Raw genomic sequence first — 17,926 nt, 5'->3', positions numbered from 1 at the left:
GCGCAGTATACACCTTTCAATTTGAGTTAAGAGCTATCTCTTCGGCTTTCAAGAGTTGTTTTTGCGTTTTATTGGGATTTTACCTATGCTCGCCTACCTAAGTGTCACACTACTGGACAAAAATAGAAAATGGTTAAAAAAACATATTATTTTAAGTACAAAATGTTATTTTTGAGATAATAATTGCTAAAAACGAGCTTTAGCAGATAACAATTTTTGTACTTTTTCAACCATCTTCTATTTTTGTCCAGTAGTGTGACCTAAGTGTAGGCTCCGCGCTCACATCCTTTAAAATAAAATCCAACTCTTGAAAGCAAGCAAGTGATCTGTCCACACTTTTCCAGGCAGTATTTCACGCACATTTTTGCATTTTTTCGTATTTTACTGGAGATAGATAATCATCTATTGAATGTAATGTTATATTTTAGCAATCAGGTGTAAAACCGCTTTAAACCTGATCGTTTCTATATATTGTTCTGAAATTCGATGTAATTTGTTACATCGAATTCAGGTTAAACTAGGGACGTCGTTGCTCGTTGTTCACCTATACTTCTCTGATATGAATTTGCATGCGTCGTTATACCATTTCCCAAAACTAAATTAGCACTAGGAGTACGAGTGTCGAGGACCGGAGCGTACATACTAGTACGTGAGGAGCGGAGATCATGAAGTACGACGACGTGATGATTAGTTTTCGGAAATGGTATTACTTGTCGCTCGCCTGTTATTTATAGGTTTCGCTCCATCGCGCCCTAGAAGCAAAAATCATCTGAGAGGAGTATAGTAGTTCTAGGCTTCGCGTTTTACTCCCTAATTCATCTTAATGGACTATAGCCACGTCACTGTTGTTTACTGACCCCATGTTTAGTTTTATTCCATTTAAATGGAATAAAACTAATTTCCCATATAGCTTTATAGCCTGCTATAGTATGTAGTAAGAAGTAACACGGCCATAATAATAAGGCTATAATATCTAATATTTTAAAGTTGTTAATTTTATTTTTTTTAATCAATAAAATAAAAAATGCACTGCCATAAAGATAAGAAAAGGTAAAGAATGTGTTAATCACCCATAAATAATGAATTATTGAAAAATTATTAATTTTGATAATTATTATTAAAAATGGTAAGAAACAAAAGCTATAAGAAGAAAATCCTACAAAGATTAAAATTACTATTATATGAGTTAGCTTAAATTTTTTACACTTATCTTTCTGTGCTAAAAATACTAAAAATATTTGGAAGAACCCCTTGATCCAACGAGACCTTTGATGTATCCAACTTATGATGTCTATAGGGGACTCTTCGAATGTGTAAGAATCTATAATAGATACTTTATAATTAAATGATGACAGTCTAAGTCCTAAATCCGCATCTTCAGTGACATTATATGCGTCCCAAAATCCTACTCTTTGTAATATCTCTAATTTAAAATGGTTGCTTGTCCCCCCAAGTAGGACTGGTAAACTCATTAGGCTTAATCCTGTTAATAAATATTCAAACCATATGCAATATTCTATACTAAAAAGCTTGGTAAGTAAATTTTCGTTTTCATTGTAAAAACTAAGCTTCGCTTGCAAACATACATACTCGTCTGGCAATGTTTTAAATTCTATGACTGCTTTAAGTAACTGATCGGGGGCAGGGCGATCTTCTGCATCATATATTACCACATATTTTCCTTTACAATATTGCATTGCATAATTCAACGCTTTAGGTTTAGTCCTAGGCAAACTAAACGGGACTTTAATTAAATGCATATACGAGGGTAAAGTGGATAAGATGCTTTCTTGACCCATGGCAAGATCATCCGCTTCAATAATAATTTGAACATCTAATTTATTTTTAGGGTAATCTAGATTTAAGATATAATGAATGATCGATTTTAACTTATTTGATTCTTTATATAAGGGTAGTAAAATTGTATAGATGGGTAAGTGTTGACAATAATAGTTTACAATATGGTGCTTTCCCCATATTACTTTTTTGTAGTAACATTTTGGTATGCAAGAACTGAGTTGACAAAATTTTGGAGGATTAATAGGGTAACACGGGGCGTGATTTGACTCTATAGCTGCGCTTTTGGGTTGTTGGTGCCAGTGGTTGGAATAATTTAAGGGTATATTTTGAGCAATTATAACTCGTTTAAATAATATAAACTTTAAGATATTTTGTGAAAAATAACACAATATGTTAATTGTATGAAACAAATGCTGAAAATTTATAAATATACTAAAATATATTATTAAAAATATAAAGATCTCCTTAGTATAATTAATATTTCTTGTAACTATATTGCCTGTAGCAAATTCAAGAAAGTGTTTTGCTCTAATAATATTTAAATGACTAAAATTTTGTTCTAGAATTTGGTAAAAATCTTTTTTTCTCACTAACTGAATATTGGTATTATGTATTTTTGTTCATAGTACCCCACAGATTTTACAGGAGGGTTAAAATAATAAATTGAATAAGTGACTGAGAGTCACTAATCTCCGCTGAGAAACAAGCAACAGGAGGTATTAATGGACTCTCAATCACTATACCAAATATTATACATATTTTTAGATTGGCACCCAGCACGAATTAAAACATTTGCAGAATTAATTTGTGCAGTAGTAAAAGCTAAAACTGTGAGAATCAAAGAATTAGCACTGTATGTCGCTTCTAAAGGCAATTTGCATGCCAAGATTGTTAAAGTTGAGCGTTTGCTTTTAGAACAAAATATGTGCTTTATAAGTTTAGGGAAAATTATTGTTAAATTGCTCTGTCTAACAGGTAAAATTAGCCTTGCCATAGATAGAACCAGCTGGCAATTTGGTATTAAAAATTTGAATTTTTTTGTTGCAACTATCGTTTATGGTAATATTTCAATTCCTATAGCATGGTTGTTACTTGATAAAAAAGGCAACTCTTCTACTAATGAAAGAAAGAAATTGATTGAGCAAATTTTAACAATTATACCTAAGGAAATGATAGAGCTTATCCTTGCCGATCGGGAATTTGTTGGTGAGGAATGGTTGCAATATATGGGTGGAATCCAAAAATTACCTTTTGCTATCAGGCTAAGAAAAAGTGAGAAGGTCAAGCATTTCAACGGTGGCAAGATGAAGTTGAATAAATGTTTTGCCGATATGCAAATGGGTGACACTAAAACTATAGAAAGCAAAATTTACAATGGTATGGCAATTAAAATAACTTGTTTGCAATTAGAAAGAGAGCAACTATTTATTGCTAGTAATGTGCTTATTGGTGAATGTGCTTTGCTAGCATATAAGCAGAGGTGGAGCATTGAGCGACCTTTTCTGTCTCTCAAGTCATCTGGATTTAATATTGAAGATACCCACATTACAGATCAAAAAAAGCTGGAAAAACTATTTGCAATAGTATCTTTATCCTTAGCTATTTGCGTGCTTGCTGGTGACATTAAGAACAAAATTTATCCTATAAAGATCAAAAAACATGGTCGTAAATTATACTCATTATTTACTTACGGATTTGATTGGATAAAAGATTATTTTTATAACTCGTTAAGTGATACCCCTGCTATGTTGTTTTCATTACTACGAAAACACATTATGCATGCCTTTCAACTTCAACAATAAGTGTGGGGTACTATGTTCCTTAATATCAACTTGTTTATTTAATTCTGTATTTAGCGTAGTCAGTTTATTGATTAATCTATCACTATAAGCACAACGTTCAAACTTTTCTTGCCACTGATTTATATCTTCCATATCCCACTACAATTATAAGTTAGTTTAAGTTTATAAAGTTATTATTCAATAGACTTCTAATGCTACTCGAGATGATAATTTGCAGTCGATTCGGTGGTAAAATCCTCACATATAGCCTTTGTTTTTTAGCTGGCGACAATTGAATTTAAAGGTCAGGTTGCGCGAAAGCAATATAAAAGAACACGTAAGCACAACAAAAATCCTGCAAAATCAAGTGTCACCAGCTAAAGAACCTAAGGCTAGACATTTAAGTACGGTTTTGCGCTCCGACTCTCTTTCAAATTCCTGAGCTTATAGAGCGAATCCTCCAAGAAGTCTATTGTCCAGTAATTTTAAAACGCTTGTAGAAATAGTTAAAGATAAAGCAACTTTAGATTGAATCATTAAGTACCAAAAACTTATTATATTCATTTGATCTCAAGAATTGGATGTTATTTGCCAACGGTAGGGGCGCGAAAGTAAATTAAGTAGAAAAGTTCACAGAGCCTAACATAAAGGAAGTGTTTAGAGCATGATTATATGTATTTTACCTAAAAATAGCCGAAACTTTTTGTAACAAGTTGTTACTTCTTCTATTTTTTATAGAAGTTAGGAATTTGAATTATTTAACCAATGACGGCTATAGGCATAAAAAGAAGGATTTTTGTAATTGTCTTTTTTATAAGTTAGTTCCTTACCTTCCAAATCTACAATATTACCACCATTAGCTCTAATTAATGCATGACCAGCCGCAATATCCCACTCCATAGTGGGACCAAATTTAGGGTAAATATCACATTTTCCTTCAGCCACTAAACATAATTTAATAGAGCTAGGAATACTTACTACTTCTGTAATAAGATGTTTCTCAAGAAAATTCTTAGTATCTACGTTGGAGGAGTGAGAGCTTAATACTGCATTACAATAGCTTTTTGGTAAAGTGCTAAGTTTTTCTTCTATACCATCCTGCTCAATTCTTAAAAAATTATTATGATCTGTATAATATAACTTACGTATTGTTGGCTGATAGATTAAGCCAATTGTAGGTGTACCTCGTTCTATCAAGCCAATATTTATTGTATATGTGCTATCTCCTTTTATATAGCTTTTGGTTCCATCAATTGGATCAATCAACCAAAAACTATCTGCAGTTAAGGGTGCTATCTCTCTCTCCTCACAAATTATTGAAATATTGGGAGCTAGTCTCGTTAAGTTATGATATATCAATTCACTAATTTCTATATCAGCGTTTGTTACCGGAGAATTGTCTTCCTTATAAGACACCTTTAACCCTATCTCCCTTTGAAGCAAGGCAATTTCACCAGCTTTAATAATTAAATTTTTTAAAGATTCAATTAATCTCTCCATTGATTATTATATACTCCTGTAGGTTGCATAGTTGATAACATATTTTAAGCACTTATATTTCTCCCTGCTGGCCGGTTAATCAGTATAATGATCGAATATATTGTGTATACTCATACTGATTTGTCCTATTATACTCAATTCTTTGACTTCAGGCGGTGCAATCTCTATCTCTGGATATGCAGGACGTGTTTGGAATAATAGTTCTTTAATATCGTATTTATTAGTAAAATTTGCTAAGGTAGCATAGTATTTGTATAGTTCTGCTGCGAAAGCAGCTGTTTCAGAATGTATCGCAGCTACATCTTGCTTATTCCCAAAGCCTGCCCCTACTACTTTAATACTATACCCATCTAACTGATATTCCTCTAATGTGACATTTACTGCTGTAGCTGTCGCCAATTCTTGTCGTTTAATATAAGGTTGGTTACTTATCAATAAAATACTAAAATCTTTTTGTTGGCCGAATTCTCCATTAAGAATTTTGTCAATAAAACGCTTTGCAGCATCGCGTGCCGTACTAATAGTATTAGGTCGTTGATTATCTATAGATATAGTATTTACTATATCAGCTTTACCCTTAAGAAAGCTATTTATTAAATCAATACTCATTAAACTTTCTGTTAGCTTTTTACTGAAAGAATTTGCATAATTAGGGTAAATTCTTCCAGGCAAAAAGCCTACAGGAATTTCTTCAGATTGTGTATATTCAATAAATGGCTTAATTGGATTTAGGATAATATTATTCTTATCCGCTAATAGTTTTATATACTCTTTGCCTTCTTTGGTGCGTTCAGAATCTTCGCCTACGGGTAAAGCAATGTCTAAACCATTAATATCAAGCTTTTTATTATAAGCATTTAACAGTTGTTGGTATATTTGAGGATTAATACCATCGAGATTAGCCCATAAAGGTCTTTCTCCTGCCAAGACTATAGTATCTCCTGTTATTTTGATTTGCTCTATTAATTTATTATAATAAATTATACGTGCAAATAAACCAATTCGTGAGGCGCCTGCAATCCACCCTTCGTCATATTGTTGGATTTTAGGGAAAATTTCATCAATAAGCTCTAATTCTCTAACCGCTTTAATATATTGGTCTTTATTTTTATCCATCCAGTCTTGAGATGAGAGTTCATTTCTCTCTTGTCCTACCTTACGGTTAAAAGCATTTTGTGATACATATAGAATCCACGCTTTTACATCTTCTACTTCTAGTTTAGTACTATCTTTGAATAAGTTTTTCCGTAATAATTTAGAATTAAGCTGACTTATATCCCCACGTTCGGGATTAGCAATATTCAAGCTGTGCATAATAGAATAAAATGCTTCTTCAGGATGCCCTGTTTTATCAAATAATAATAAATCATTCCATAATTTAGTTGGATTTAAATAGCCAGCTAAATAAAAAATTTTTAATAAAGCTTCTTGCTGGACTGTATTTAGTGATAATTCTTTAGCCGCTAATTCAAATTTAGAAGGCATTGCTGAATGTTTGTGAAGCCCGTAGGTCAATCCTAGAGGTATTCCGATAAGGGAGGCAGTCAAGAATGCTTTAGTCATAGGTCTAATCATAGGATACCGCTCTTTATTATTTAGAGTAATTATTTAAGTAGGCTGCAGCTCTAAGTTCCGTGTCTCCTACAAATTCCTTACCAAAAACGAATTATGCAAGAAGTTTAATAATTAAATTAATTTAGTTCATAAGCCTAAAGTTTTGGGGTTACTGTATTTCATCCAAATATCAATTAACAATTTAGTAATAATTATTGCAGAGAACATAGAAGAGATTATACCAATAGTTAAAGTAACTGCAAAACCTTTTATCGCTCCACTACCAAATATGTAAAGCAAAAGCGCTACTATTAAAGTTGTGATATTAGAATCCAGAATCGTTGAGAAAGCAGACTTAAATCCTATATTTATGGCAAATAAATTAGAAGTACTTTTAGCTACTTCTTCTCTTATTCTTTCATATATAAGTACATTAGCATCTACTGCCATGCCAATTGTCAATATTATGCCAGCAATACCGGGTAAAGTTAAAGTAGCTTGGAGAAGAGATAATAAAGCTATGATATAAAGTAAAGCTAATATTAGCGCTAAATTAGCAAAAACTCCTAAAATTCCGTACGACCATACCATGAATATTACTACGCTAATAAAACCAATGATTCCAGCTCTTATACCTGCCTCTATAGAATCTACTCCAAGGTTAGGGCCAATAGTTCTTTCTTCTATTATTTTTAACGGAGCTGGCAGGGATCCTGCTCTTAATAGTAATGCTAATTCATTAGCTGATTCAACGGTAAAATTCCCCGAAATTATTCCGCTCCCCCCAAGAATGGGTTCATTAATTACAGGAGCACTTAATAACTTATTATCAAGTATAATAGCTAGTCTTTTGCCCGGATTATTTTTAGTGATTTCTGCAAATAATTTACTTCCTATATTGTTAAAAGCAAACATTACCACGGGCTGCGAATTTTGATTAAAAGAAGCTTGAGCATTAGTTAATTGATTGCCAGTAATAATAGCTTTTTTCTTAATAGGGAGATAATATTCTGTTTGATTATTTTCTCCCTTAACTAAAATTGTGCCAGTGGGCATAAGGCTACCGTTGGGTTGTGCTGAATTAACAGTTTCATCTACTAAATGAAATGTTAATTTTGCAGTTTGACCAAGGATATTCTTAAGTTGTTGCGGGTTGTCTTCTCCAGGTACTTGTAGTAAGATATAGTTATCTCCTTGCCTTTGTATGTTTGGTTCTTTAGTGCCGGTGTTGTCAACTCTCATTCTGATTATTTCAATTGATTGAGCAATAATTTTATCATGCAATTCTTGAAGCTTTGCATTAGTGTAGGTAAATTTTATATTATTATCATTATCTTGCACGATAATTTCTTCGTCTATTTTACGAATAATTTTTATTACCCTATTTAATTGCTCTTTATTTCGTAATTCAAATTGTACAGCATGATCCTTTACTATAAGATTTTTGTATCCTATTTTTTCTTCCCGTAAACTTTTTCGCAAATGATCACTTAAATTTTCTATTACTTCATTTAGAAAAATATTAAAATCCACATCCAATAATAAATGCGCTCCTCCATTTAAATCAAGACCTAGTTTTACTTTATGGGGTGGCAATAATTTGGTACTTATAGTAGTAAAGTTAGGTAGAGCATAAACAAAAGCTATTATTGTACATATAATAGAAAGCCATATTTTCCATTTAGGAATATTTTTCACCGTTTATTATCCTTGCTTTTTTTACTTTTAATGACCTCTTGTTTGGTATTACGGCTAATAATATCTAAGATAGCAGATTTTAGCATTTTTATCCGAACATTTTCAGCTATTTCTAATTCTATGATATCGTTAGCATCACTCACTTTACTTACTATCCCATAGATACCGCTATTAGTCACTATCTCTTCTCCTTTCTTAACAGTTGAAATTAAGGAGCTTTTTTCTCGTTTCTGCTTCTCTTGAGGCCTAATTAAGAAAAAATAAAATACAACAAAAATCAATATCAGAGGTACCATACTTGACAAGGCAGAGTATGGGGAAACTTCAGTTGCTTGGGGTGGAGCTTGTTCTTCTTGTAGTGATATTCTATCGTTATCGGCATAGGCTCTGTCTAAAAACATATAACTCTCCTGTATTTTACTTACTGTTCTGATGCGAGTTCAGGATAATAAATTATCTAGAATTCAGTGATATATTCATTGACTTTCAAGAATTGTTTTTTCATTTTATCAAGTATTTAGCTATGCTCATGTATTAGCACGTTACTTCCGTACTCACCTCTGTCAAATAAAATCCAATTCTTAAGATCAAATGAGTAGCACTCCAAGGGGGCATCTTTCCTTATTTCATTAGATAATTTTGGGTAAGAATAATTATTTTTATCCACAATTGCAATTTCTTTTGATTAGTAATTCCTTTCTGAAGCACCCTTACACCAGAATTTAGCTTTGCAGTATAAGTTGGTTATGATTCTATTTCAATAAATATTTTTTCGTAATAGCCCTATATTTTTAAGGTGTCCACAAACTTTTGCAAATACTGACCGTGGTAAAATTTCAACCGTAGAAATTTCAATATATTTATTAGCTTGTAATTTAAGAAAAAAGGAAGGAGAAGAAAATTCTGGCCCATCTACCTCCCTAGCAATACGAACAAAATTACCTATTATATAGCTATTACAATAATCATATTTACAGATCATTCTTTTTGCTAGCTTATTAATATAAGTATTATTTTTTGAAGTATAAGTAAGAGTAAGAGCAATACTAAGCATTAATCTTTGGCGATGACTGAAAGGAATATCTGAAGCTAAGATAAACTCAACAATAAAGTTAGAACGTAGAGTTTTATCAATATTTTTATTATGCCTTGCCAACATTATTACTAAACTAATAATACCTATAGTAATTAAATCAGGCTTCATTAATATAGGCTTAATAATTTCTATATAATCTTGAATTTTACAATTATTTTCATCAAAATTTACTAAGGTCTTAATTCTTTCATAAATAATATTTTTTTGTTGTTCTTGAGCAGGAAGGTGATAAAATCTAACCCCTTCTTTTAGACCATAATTTGAAATTATCACTTTTTTAGAGACAAAAATATTTAACATAGCTTTAGCTACTATAATAGCATTAAGATTTACCTTGGCTTCATAGTGCATTTTAGCTTTACTACTATTAGAGGACAATTTATCTAGATATAATTTAAATTCCTCATAATCTATCTCCAGATTATGCAAATTTTTAAGAGGATACCGTATAAACTTCATGTACGAACGCCCAATTAATCTTAGAGCACCTCCTATCAAATATACATTAGGAAAGTATAAGGTCTCAAATTCTTGTTTGATAATTTGACTAATTAAGTTAATATCATTTAAACAATTTTGGGTAATTAAGCTGGTTCCAAGAGGGAGCGATTTAAAAACACTTACTTTTTTATCTTTGATAATTGCCAGTTCTAAGCTCCCCCCTCCAAGATCAGCAGCTAAACCATTGGCGTCATTAATACCTGAAATTAATCCTATCGCTGTAAGATATGCTTCACGATTACCAGAGATAATTTCAATATTAAATTTTCTTTTAATAATTTTTTTGAATTCTTCTGCTTTTGGATGATCTCGCAGGACGGCGGTAGCAACGCATTTAATATCGGTTACGGCTAATCTATCAAATATATGAGTTAAGTATTGGACTAGTGTTAAGGTAGCTGCGATGAGCCGCCACATTTAAACAGGGAATTCTTTAATCTTTTTTTCATACTCTGGTTGGCAGTCTACGAGTGATAATTTTGAATATATTTCAAGTGATTGACGACTATCATGCCCCGAATAAGGTTGGATTAATGCATCATCCACGCCTTTTTTCTTCATCCATGTAAAAAGAAAATGCCGTAATTTATGTGGTGATATTGAATTCTCAATGCCAGCTTCTTTTGTGTAATTCATTAATATTTTCCTAATACCTCGATCAGAATACGGTTTCTTCCAACTAGATTCAAATAGGTAAACTGTCTTATTTTTCTTTGCACTTTCAATGTGTACAGCTAATACTTCTGTAAATGCATTAGGAAACGGAACTATTCTATCTTTACTACCCTTTCCGTGGTTAATTCTAATTTGACAACTATCTAAATCTATATCTGATATTTTTATTTTTACCAATTCCGATACTCGTACCCCAGTATAAAGTAACGTCTTAATAATTATTACATGCTTCATATTTCTTGATTTCCATACAGCCTTATAATACTTACTAATTTCCTCTTCTGTTGGTACATAAGGTAATTTCTTTGTGGTGCTATTGTCTACTGTTATATCGAGTTCTTTACGAATATGTCTAAATAATTCTCTCAAGTAATTATAATCTGGTTGTTCCTTTTTTAAATCCTTCAAAAAGTATTTGGCTTTTTCTCTTACAGGAGTACGGTTTATTATTGTCATCGGTAATACCCCGACCCAGCTTGCGAATATATTAATATACGTTGGTTAAAATCAATTGGGAACAAACCGTATGGATTAATATGCGTTGAAAGTAACGGTGTTAATGCCCTGTAATCTTCAGGAGTCAGTTTGTTTCGCCAGTGAGGCTCAGATAATACTTGCTGAATAAGAAGAGTATTAATATAGACAATACAAGCTTGTAATAAATGTAGACATAATATTGATAATTCTTGATCACCAATATTGTTTGTTGTGAGCTCTCCTAGTTTCCCATAGAAAATAAAATCCATTATATAATTTAAGCGTTCTACTACATTCAACCCTTCATTGATTTCAATTCTAAGATATTCTGAATCTAGGTATTTACATAGGAAAATACTTTTATTTGCTTTACCAATTTCTAACAAAGTTCTATATACAGGATGTTCGTAATTATTATTACTAAAACGTTTTACTAATACATCAGGTTCTACAATACCCAATTTTAATGCTACAAGATGTTTAACGACTTCATTGTAATTCTCCTCAATTAATTTCCAATTGATACCACCTTTAATTATTTCAGAAATATATTGGTATTTCCATTTATCTCCAGATGCAACCCCATAAAGTTTTTGTTTATTTATTGCTTTTAATCTAGGTAGTAAATCAAAATCAAGTAAGTAGCTAATAGCAAAACCTATCACACTTTGACCATGAGTATCAACAAATACTCTGTTCATGTTCATCTCTGTATCATGATCAATTATACCTTTAATCATTGATCCTACTTCTGAAGATGAACAACTTTTTAATTGTGAATAAATACATAATGATTTCTTATCAACATGCCAATAAATCATTACTCCTCGACCTTGATAACGGTGATGCCACTCATTAATAAGATTTTGATCCCAACTACTTATCTTTGTTGAATCGCATGCTACTGATGTTGTTGCTTCTCCCCAAATATCTGGATTACGTATTTTGAGAATATTGTTAATAATTAGACGAATAGAGTTTCTAACATTTGTAGCATTAATATACCTCTTCTTAATATAACGTAAATCGCTGTAATTAACATCACCATTGGCAATACTTATTCTCTTCAATCCTGTATTGCTACCTATACCATATAAACACAATAAAAGTCTTTTTCTAAGGCCTGACGGTTCAATACTACTACTTTTAGCAATAGTTTCCATTTGCTGTGTAAAATTGGTAAGTAGATCAGTTTCTTTTAAAATATCAATAAGGTTTATACTTGACCACCTACCTGTAATTTCCTTTTGTAGTGCAATGATGTTATTTGGATCTTTTTGTGCTTCTGATGGGGTAATAGTAATATTCTTCCCAACAGTACTTGTCTTGATTTTAACAAGATTATTATTAGGTATTTTGCTATTTAGATTTTCTAAACCCCTTTCTAAGGCATTTTGTAACTTTGTAATAAACTCCTTATCATCTAAAGGTAGACCAAGTTCTTGATAATATTGTTGCTTTTTTTGTTCAAAATCTTTTGGTATATCTTCTTCAGGATTTCTATATCGATAACTTCTTTTAATCCATATTGCTTTGAAGTTTAAAAAACGCTTCAATTCTTCTAAAACGGCAAGCTCATAGTTATATTTATTAACTTTAATCACATCTTTATCTACTTGAACAACCATTGGATGCCAATTTGTAGGTATTATACCTTCAATAGGCGGCTCCGTTTCATAATACTCTGAGTCTGATTCATTCCAGTACTTATTAATAAATTCAACAGCTTTTAAAATCGGTTGATAACTAGAGTTATCTTCTTTTAACTGAAAAGTTTGTAGTATTGGTAGTAGTGTGGTTCTACTTCCATACGCATACTTTGAATGAATCTTATTTTGTACCTGTTGTTGATACCATTTACCGCGTTGCTGTAAATCAGTAATTATTGCTTCTAGTTTTTCTTTAGAAACTTCAGGGTAAATCTTATCTTCAATTGTACTTTTAGGATTGTTAATTGATAAAGATGCTAATTTCTCTAGAATATCAAATTTTCCATCAACACGCTTAACCTCCTTTACAATATAGTTATCTACGTATTTTTCAGAACTAGAACGCATACGTTTTATAAGCTTAATTAATGTATCAGCTAAACTATCTAATATTAGCTGCAATCTTATATAACAGAATATTGCCATAGTCGCATATTTTGCCACAGGGCTAAACTCTAAAATATTACTAGGCGATAAAGCCATGATACGATCATAATATTTCAGCAGTAATTTTCTATCTACTAAATCTACAATCGATTTGGGCAAAGTAATTTGTTTTAATAAAGCGATCTTATCCAAAGCAAAATTAACATTTTTTAGCCTAACCCCAGGTATATCATTTTTTAACTCTGATAATTCTATAATACCATTCTTTGACTGTTCGCTTTGTTCAAGGATTTGCTCAATCAAATAACAGTTATCTTGACTTAAACTTTTAAATATCTTTTCAAGAAATTTTTGTTCAAATTGATGCTTTGCTGAAGCAACATAACGATCCAACTGTTTTTTCTTGAATAGTACAATTTTATTTTGGTCAAAAAATAACCTAGTCTGCTCCATTAATAATTCATTAGATGGATAATGAGGTAGAATATTATTTGTTAGATATTCTGTAAATATTAAAACATCATTATTATTTGCTTGGCGATATCCCAAATATTTTCTAATATCCTGATGATATCTTTCGGCTGTTCTACCGCTCCAATTAAATTTTGAAAGAATAGACTCTTCAATATCCAACTCTGAAGCAATGGCTGATATTAATTTTAATGATATTGGTTTTTCTTCTGCTGCAGGGAATTTAATGTGAGACCGAAAATAAATTAACATTACTCCAAAAGCTAGTTGATTGATTTTACCAGTTTTTGTGTTGCATAGATTAAAATCTTCTAATGATAGTAAATTTGACATATATTATTTTGTATATTCCTAGAATACCTAATATCGGTACTATTTACGAACAATACTACCTATAATTAAATATTATGAGCTATATCTTTTAATATAAATATCAAAAAGTGTCAACAATATTCTTTTAGGAACTTAAAAAGTTAGAACTTTGCATTAAATGTGGCGGCTCATCGCAGCTACCTTAACACTGGTCCATTTGTAAGTGAGGGGGAATTTGGCATTAAAGCACTCAGGTTAGATGCAACAGAACTGTATGGCTGTGGTTGTATAAGAATTGTAGAAAAACTTGATCTAGTTTTCTAAGACCATCTAAGTTATTTAAGTCAGTAAAATCTAAGCTAAAAGCAAGATTCATACGTAATATATGACATTTTTAGCCAAATACCTATAGGCCAAATAACTTAACACTGAACCAATCATAGCTACAATAAAGGATTTGAGGATCATAAATATATCAGGCATATTTCCTTCTGTTACCAAATATTGCAGTGGCCTTATAACAATAAAGACTGGATTGATTTCAAAAAATATTCTTTTGGATTCGGGCACTAGAGAATATGGATATACTATTGGTATAGTCCAATATACCACATTTAAAATTAAGTTTAATAGTTGCGGAACATCACGTATATATGGTGTTAAAAATGCAAAAGCGATAGAAGCACTCACTACACAAATTATTAATGGCAACACAAGTATTGGTAAAAAAATTATCCATATAGAAAATCTTTCGGGATATAAAATGATAAAGGCTATATACATAGATACAAAAGAATAGGCTAAAGTATAAACTTGCACTAAGCTATCAGACACTGGAAAAATTGTCCTAGAAATTACTACCTTTTTTATAATGCTAGAACGAGCAATTATAGAATTTGACGTGATATTTAAACTACTAACAATAAATACCCAAAATGGTAAGGCTCCTACCAAATTCATAATTAATTGTTCTTTGGGCAACTTAAGTAAAAAGCCAAAAAAATATGATATTATTATTATCTGCACAAAAGGCTGAATTAACCCCCATAAAGAACCTAAAAAAGAATCTTTATTTTGCCGAGTGATAGCAGTTTGTGTTAATAATATAATTGACTGCCAGTATTTTTTAGAGCAAAGGTAGCTTAGCATGTTAGTAATTTCCACTATTATAAATTTTTAGTATAGCATCTGGATTACCATCTGCTACCACACTACCTTCTTTTAATAAAACACATCTATTACAATTATCTTTTATGATATTTTCTTGATGACTAACCAATATTAAAATTGGCGTATTTTGCAGCTTATTTTTCATAAAATTAGTAGATTTTTCAATAAAATGACTATCACCAGTAGCAAACACTTCGTCTAGCAGAAGAATATCTGCTTCTTGAAAAACAGATACGGAAAATGCTAATCTTGCTACCATTCCTGAGCTATAATTTTTTATAGGTAAATCTATTTTTACTCCTAGCTCAGTAAACTCTATAATTTCTTCTTCTAATTTTTTACTATATTTACTTAACATATTATTATAGAGCATAAGCATTTTAATGTTTTCTCTACCAGTTTGCTCTAATTCAACTCCTACTCCCATTTCAATGATAGCAGCAAAATCCCCAGATACTTTACGTATTCCAGATTTTAAGGGATAAATACCCGCTATAACCTTAAGGAGAGAACTTTTTCCTGAACCATTATTTCCTATGAAAGCTACCTTTTCTCCTTGTTGACAGGAAAAATTTATCTTATTTAAAATGGGAATTGAGGAAGGAAATATTTTTCCTCCTTTTATGAAAAACTGTTTTAAGCTTTCTACTCGTTGTTGAGTATTTATCCCTTCTACATATCCGTTAATTATATCGATAGATGCTGGTTTATAACTCATTGTTAAATTTGATTTCCTTGACGATAAGCGAACTAGTGTAACCTGAATTTGATACAACTTTGTTATAGCGAATTCAGTAGTAATATATCTAAGAAGAACTTATATCTTTATTGAAGAATTAATCCATTCTTTAATAGTATTTTTAGGTAATACGCCTGTTTTAGTAGCAACATTTTTTCCGTTTTCAAATAGTATCATTTTTCCATACGTGCTTATTGATTCATTCGTACCTCCATTTTACTCCCTCGTAAATATGTTGCTATTTCATTATAGGGTTAGTTTTTATTTGAGGCAACAGTTATCAACGGGTTCGATTTTACTTGAGGCAATGCGCAATACAGGCCTATCTGAACTCATTTGTTGGTAAAATATCAGTTTGCAACTTTTCATTTGCTTGCATATCGAAATACATACCTATTAAAACTAAAAAAATACCCATCTGGAGTGAGTACAGAGATATGATAAAGCTGATCTCAGGGAAACTATTAGATGCATAGAGTATTAGCGTTCTTGCAAAAAAAATGCAAAATAATGCTAAATTAAATATTCCTAAATAAAAAAGTGGTGCTATTAAACTGAAATCTTGAATTACATATTTTACAAAAATTCTTTTCAAAAATAACTTAAAAAGAAGTATAGGGAGTGTGGTAAAGACCCTGCTTATTTTCATTTTCGATTCTTCGCCAACGCCATAAATAGGAGCCATTATACAGTCGGTAACTCGCATATTTGCAATATTTAGCTTGACCAATAAATCATTGGGTTGCCCATATCTTTTGTACATCTTATCCCAATCTATTGCTTGTAAAGCTCTAAGATTAATAGCAGTATAGCCATTTTGGGCATCACTGATTCGCCAATAGCCTGATGCTATTTTTGTAAAGAAAGAAAGAATCTGATTTCCAAAAAATCTTACTTTAGGAATAATATGATAAGCATTTGGATATTTTAAACGGTTTCCTTTTGTGTAGTCAAAAGCATCAGCTACTATTGGATCAAGTAACTTTGGCATTTGACTCGGTTCCATCTGAGCATCACCTGCCATCACAACCGTTATATCAATATTGTTATCTCTAGCCCATTTATAGCCACTAGCAATTGCTCCACCCACTCCTTGATTTTTCTCATGCGTGATCAGATGTATTCTTTGATCAGATATAGATAATTTTTTAATAACAGAATTTGTTTCATCTGTGCTGTTATCATCAATTATTATGATATGATCCATATAATTAGGCATTGTATTAACTACTTTACCAATTTGCTTTGCTTCATTAAAGCATGGTACAACTACCGCTATCAATTTATTTTTATACATTTTTAATTTGCTTCAAATATATCAATCTTTAACTGAAGTGGTTTGTCTTTAGCAGTAATAGACAATGTTAGCACTGCCTCATTATCACCTTCTAAAGTAGGAGTTTTAACTCTAAACTTTGTAGATCCATTATGAGTAAAATAGGCGTAATTATAGCCATTTGCGGTTGCAAGCAATGTATAAAAATTATCTGAATCTTTTGACATTTGTATAACATCTACAAGATATTCAGTATTTTGCTTTAGATTAACATAAGTATATTGATTTTTAATCAATATACTAGTTTTTAGTTTTTTAACATCACTTTTATTTAGCAAAGCGTAGTTAAGCCTATATAGGGTATAATTTTGTTCTGTAACAACAATTTCAGTATAAGCATGATTAGCTAGTAATTCATTAAAAGCAGATTTATTCACGATAAAAGGCCTATAACTTGCCGTAAAAATATATTTTACTTTATCTATTTTTAAAGCATTATAGAGTTCTTTTGCAGTAACGATATCAAAATATCTCACTGTTGAATCATTAAGATAAAAATTAATTTTCGCATTCTGTACTTTGTCATATAAGTCACTCCTATCAAATGCAAAAACCACTTCATCATTATTTAAATTCTTAGTTAAATATTCTGCAATTTTTAAAATACTTAAATATTGAATCCTATATTCTAATTTTTTATGAACAAATAATCCTATAGAAATAGAACAAATAATAAACAATACTGTAAGAAAAATCAGTAATTTTTTAGGTGGTGAATTT

The 17,926-nt window shown here is 31.1% G+C and carries 14 protein-coding genes and 1 pseudogene; 2 read left to right on the top strand and 13 right to left on the bottom strand.

Going from position 1 to position 17,926, the window contains the following annotated elements; all coding sequences use genetic code 11:
• Positions 1 to 839: 839 nt before the first annotated feature.
• Complete coding sequence (locus tag ACFELV_RS00075) at positions 840 to 2,390, bottom strand: glycosyltransferase family 2 protein (protein ID WP_375326209.1); 1,551 nt, start codon at positions 2,388 to 2,390, stop codon at positions 840 to 842.
• A 132-nt stretch (positions 2,391 to 2,522) separates the two neighbouring features.
• Between ACFELV_RS00075 and ACFELV_RS00070 the strand changes: the two genes are divergently transcribed.
• Positions 2,523 to 3,602 (top strand): IS4 family transposase, encoded by a 1,080-nt coding sequence (locus ACFELV_RS00070; RefSeq protein ID WP_375326208.1) that lies wholly within the window; start codon positions 2,523 to 2,525, stop codon positions 3,600 to 3,602.
• Here ACFELV_RS00070 and ACFELV_RS00065 read toward each other — a convergent pair.
• The 8 genes and pseudogenes from ACFELV_RS00065 to ACFELV_RS00030 all read right to left on the bottom strand — a co-directional run bounded on the left by ACFELV_RS00065 (position 3,561) and on the right by ACFELV_RS00030 (position 13,982).
• Positions 3,561 to 3,734, bottom strand: coding sequence for a hypothetical protein (locus ACFELV_RS00065; protein WP_375326207.1), 174 nt, complete (start codon positions 3,732 to 3,734; stop codon positions 3,561 to 3,563). The two genes, ACFELV_RS00070 and ACFELV_RS00065, sit on opposite strands and share 42 nt — an antisense overlap.
• 588 nt (positions 3,735 to 4,322) lie before the next feature.
• Positions 4,323 to 5,081, bottom strand: coding sequence for a 3'(2'),5'-bisphosphate nucleotidase CysQ (locus ACFELV_RS00060; RefSeq protein ID WP_375326206.1), 759 nt, complete (start codon positions 5,079 to 5,081; stop codon positions 4,323 to 4,325).
• Between the two features lie 75 nt (positions 5,082 to 5,156).
• The gene (locus ACFELV_RS00055) at positions 5,157 to 6,566 is read right to left on the bottom strand and encodes a hypothetical protein (RefSeq protein ID WP_375326205.1); all 1,410 of its coding nucleotides are present in this window, start codon (positions 6,564 to 6,566) and stop codon (positions 5,157 to 5,159) included.
• Positions 6,567 to 6,782: 216 nt separating this feature from the next.
• Positions 6,783 to 8,333 carry a protein translocase subunit SecD gene (secD, locus tag ACFELV_RS00050; protein ID WP_375326204.1) on the bottom strand — a complete coding sequence of 517 codons (1,551 nt, stop codon included), beginning with the start codon at positions 8,331 to 8,333 and terminating at the stop codon, positions 6,783 to 6,785.
• Positions 8,330 to 8,734, bottom strand: coding sequence for a preprotein translocase subunit YajC (gene yajC / locus ACFELV_RS00045; protein ID WP_375326203.1), 405 nt, complete (start codon positions 8,732 to 8,734; stop codon positions 8,330 to 8,332). Before yajC ends, secD begins: the two co-directional genes overlap by 4 nt.
• Positions 8,735 to 9,090: 356 nt before the next feature.
• A pseudogene (locus ACFELV_RS00040) lies at positions 9,091 to 10,326 on the bottom strand (Ppx/GppA family phosphatase); the annotation flags it as partial.
• 21 nt (positions 10,327 to 10,347) lie between these two features.
• Positions 10,348 to 11,061: a tyrosine-type recombinase/integrase gene (locus ACFELV_RS00035; RefSeq protein ID WP_375326202.1), complete on the bottom strand. Its 714-nt coding sequence runs from the start codon at positions 11,059 to 11,061 to the stop codon at positions 10,348 to 10,350.
• Entirely contained in the window at positions 11,058 to 13,982 is a 2,925-nt protein-coding gene (locus ACFELV_RS00030; RefSeq protein WP_375326201.1) for a Tn3 family transposase, read from the bottom strand. Before ACFELV_RS00030 ends, ACFELV_RS00035 begins: the two co-directional genes overlap by 4 nt.
• A 159-nt stretch (positions 13,983 to 14,141) precedes the next feature.
• On the opposite strand from ACFELV_RS00030, the gene ACFELV_RS00025 reads away from it, so the two are divergent.
• A complete protein-coding gene (locus ACFELV_RS00025) occupies positions 14,142 to 14,285 on the top strand; it encodes a hypothetical protein (RefSeq protein ID WP_375326200.1) in 144 nt (47 codons plus the stop codon).
• Positions 14,286 to 14,333: 48 nt separating this feature from the next.
• Here the strand turns inward: ACFELV_RS00025 and ACFELV_RS00020 are convergent, their stop codons facing one another.
• The 4 genes from ACFELV_RS00020 to ACFELV_RS00005 form a co-directional block, all read right to left on the bottom strand.
• Complete coding sequence (locus tag ACFELV_RS00020) at positions 14,334 to 15,110, bottom strand: ABC transporter permease (RefSeq protein ID WP_375326199.1); 777 nt, start codon at positions 15,108 to 15,110, stop codon at positions 14,334 to 14,336.
• A gap of 1 nt (position 15,111) precedes the next feature.
• Positions 15,112 to 15,849: an ABC transporter ATP-binding protein gene (locus tag ACFELV_RS00015; RefSeq protein WP_375326198.1), complete on the bottom strand. Its 738-nt coding sequence runs from the start codon at positions 15,847 to 15,849 to the stop codon at positions 15,112 to 15,114.
• A 343-nt stretch (positions 15,850 to 16,192) separates the two neighbouring features.
• Entirely contained in the window at positions 16,193 to 17,167 is a 975-nt protein-coding gene (locus tag ACFELV_RS00010; RefSeq protein ID WP_375326197.1) for a glycosyltransferase family 2 protein, read from the bottom strand.
• Between the two features lie 2 nt (positions 17,168 to 17,169).
• Positions 17,170 to 17,926: hypothetical protein (locus ACFELV_RS00005; protein ID WP_375326196.1), on the bottom strand; the 757-nt coding region annotated here is incomplete at its 5' end.

Source organism: Candidatus Tisiphia endosymbiont of Nemotelus uliginosus (genome assembly GCF_964264835.1).
Lineage (GTDB): Bacteria > Pseudomonadota > Alphaproteobacteria > Rickettsiales > Rickettsiaceae > Tisiphia.
This window is presented reverse-complemented; position numbering and strand designations above follow the sequence as displayed.

What these genes read in the sequence shown, in the direction of transcription:
- ACFELV_RS00070 (WP_375326208.1), top strand. Translation starts at nt 2,523, where the DNA reads ATGGACTCTCAATCACTATACCAAATATTATACATATTTTTAGATTGG.
- yajC (WP_375326203.1), bottom strand. Translation starts at nt 8,734, where the DNA reads ATGTTTTTAGACAGAGCCTATGCCGATAACGATAGAATATCACTACAA.
- ACFELV_RS00060 (WP_375326206.1), bottom strand. Translation starts at nt 5,081, where the DNA reads ATGGAGAGATTAATTGAATCTTTAAAAAATTTAATTATTAAAGCTGGT.
- ACFELV_RS00015 (WP_375326198.1), bottom strand. Translation starts at nt 15,849, where the DNA reads ATGAGTTATAAACCAGCATCTATCGATATAATTAACGGATATGTAGAA.
- ACFELV_RS00010 (WP_375326197.1), bottom strand. Translation starts at nt 17,167, where the DNA reads ATGTATAAAAATAAATTGATAGCGGTAGTTGTACCATGCTTTAATGAA.
- ACFELV_RS00055 (WP_375326205.1), bottom strand. Translation starts at nt 6,566, where the DNA reads ATGCCTTCTAAATTTGAATTAGCGGCTAAAGAATTATCACTAAATACA.
- ACFELV_RS00065 (WP_375326207.1), bottom strand. Translation starts at nt 3,734, where the DNA reads ATGGAAGATATAAATCAGTGGCAAGAAAAGTTTGAACGTTGTGCTTAT.
- ACFELV_RS00030 (WP_375326201.1), bottom strand. Translation starts at nt 13,982, where the DNA reads ATGTCAAATTTACTATCATTAGAAGATTTTAATCTATGCAACACAAAA.
- ACFELV_RS00020 (WP_375326199.1), bottom strand. Translation starts at nt 15,110, where the DNA reads ATGCTAAGCTACCTTTGCTCTAAAAAATACTGGCAGTCAATTATATTA.
- ACFELV_RS00035 (WP_375326202.1), bottom strand. Translation starts at nt 11,061, where the DNA reads ATGACAATAATAAACCGTACTCCTGTAAGAGAAAAAGCCAAATACTTT.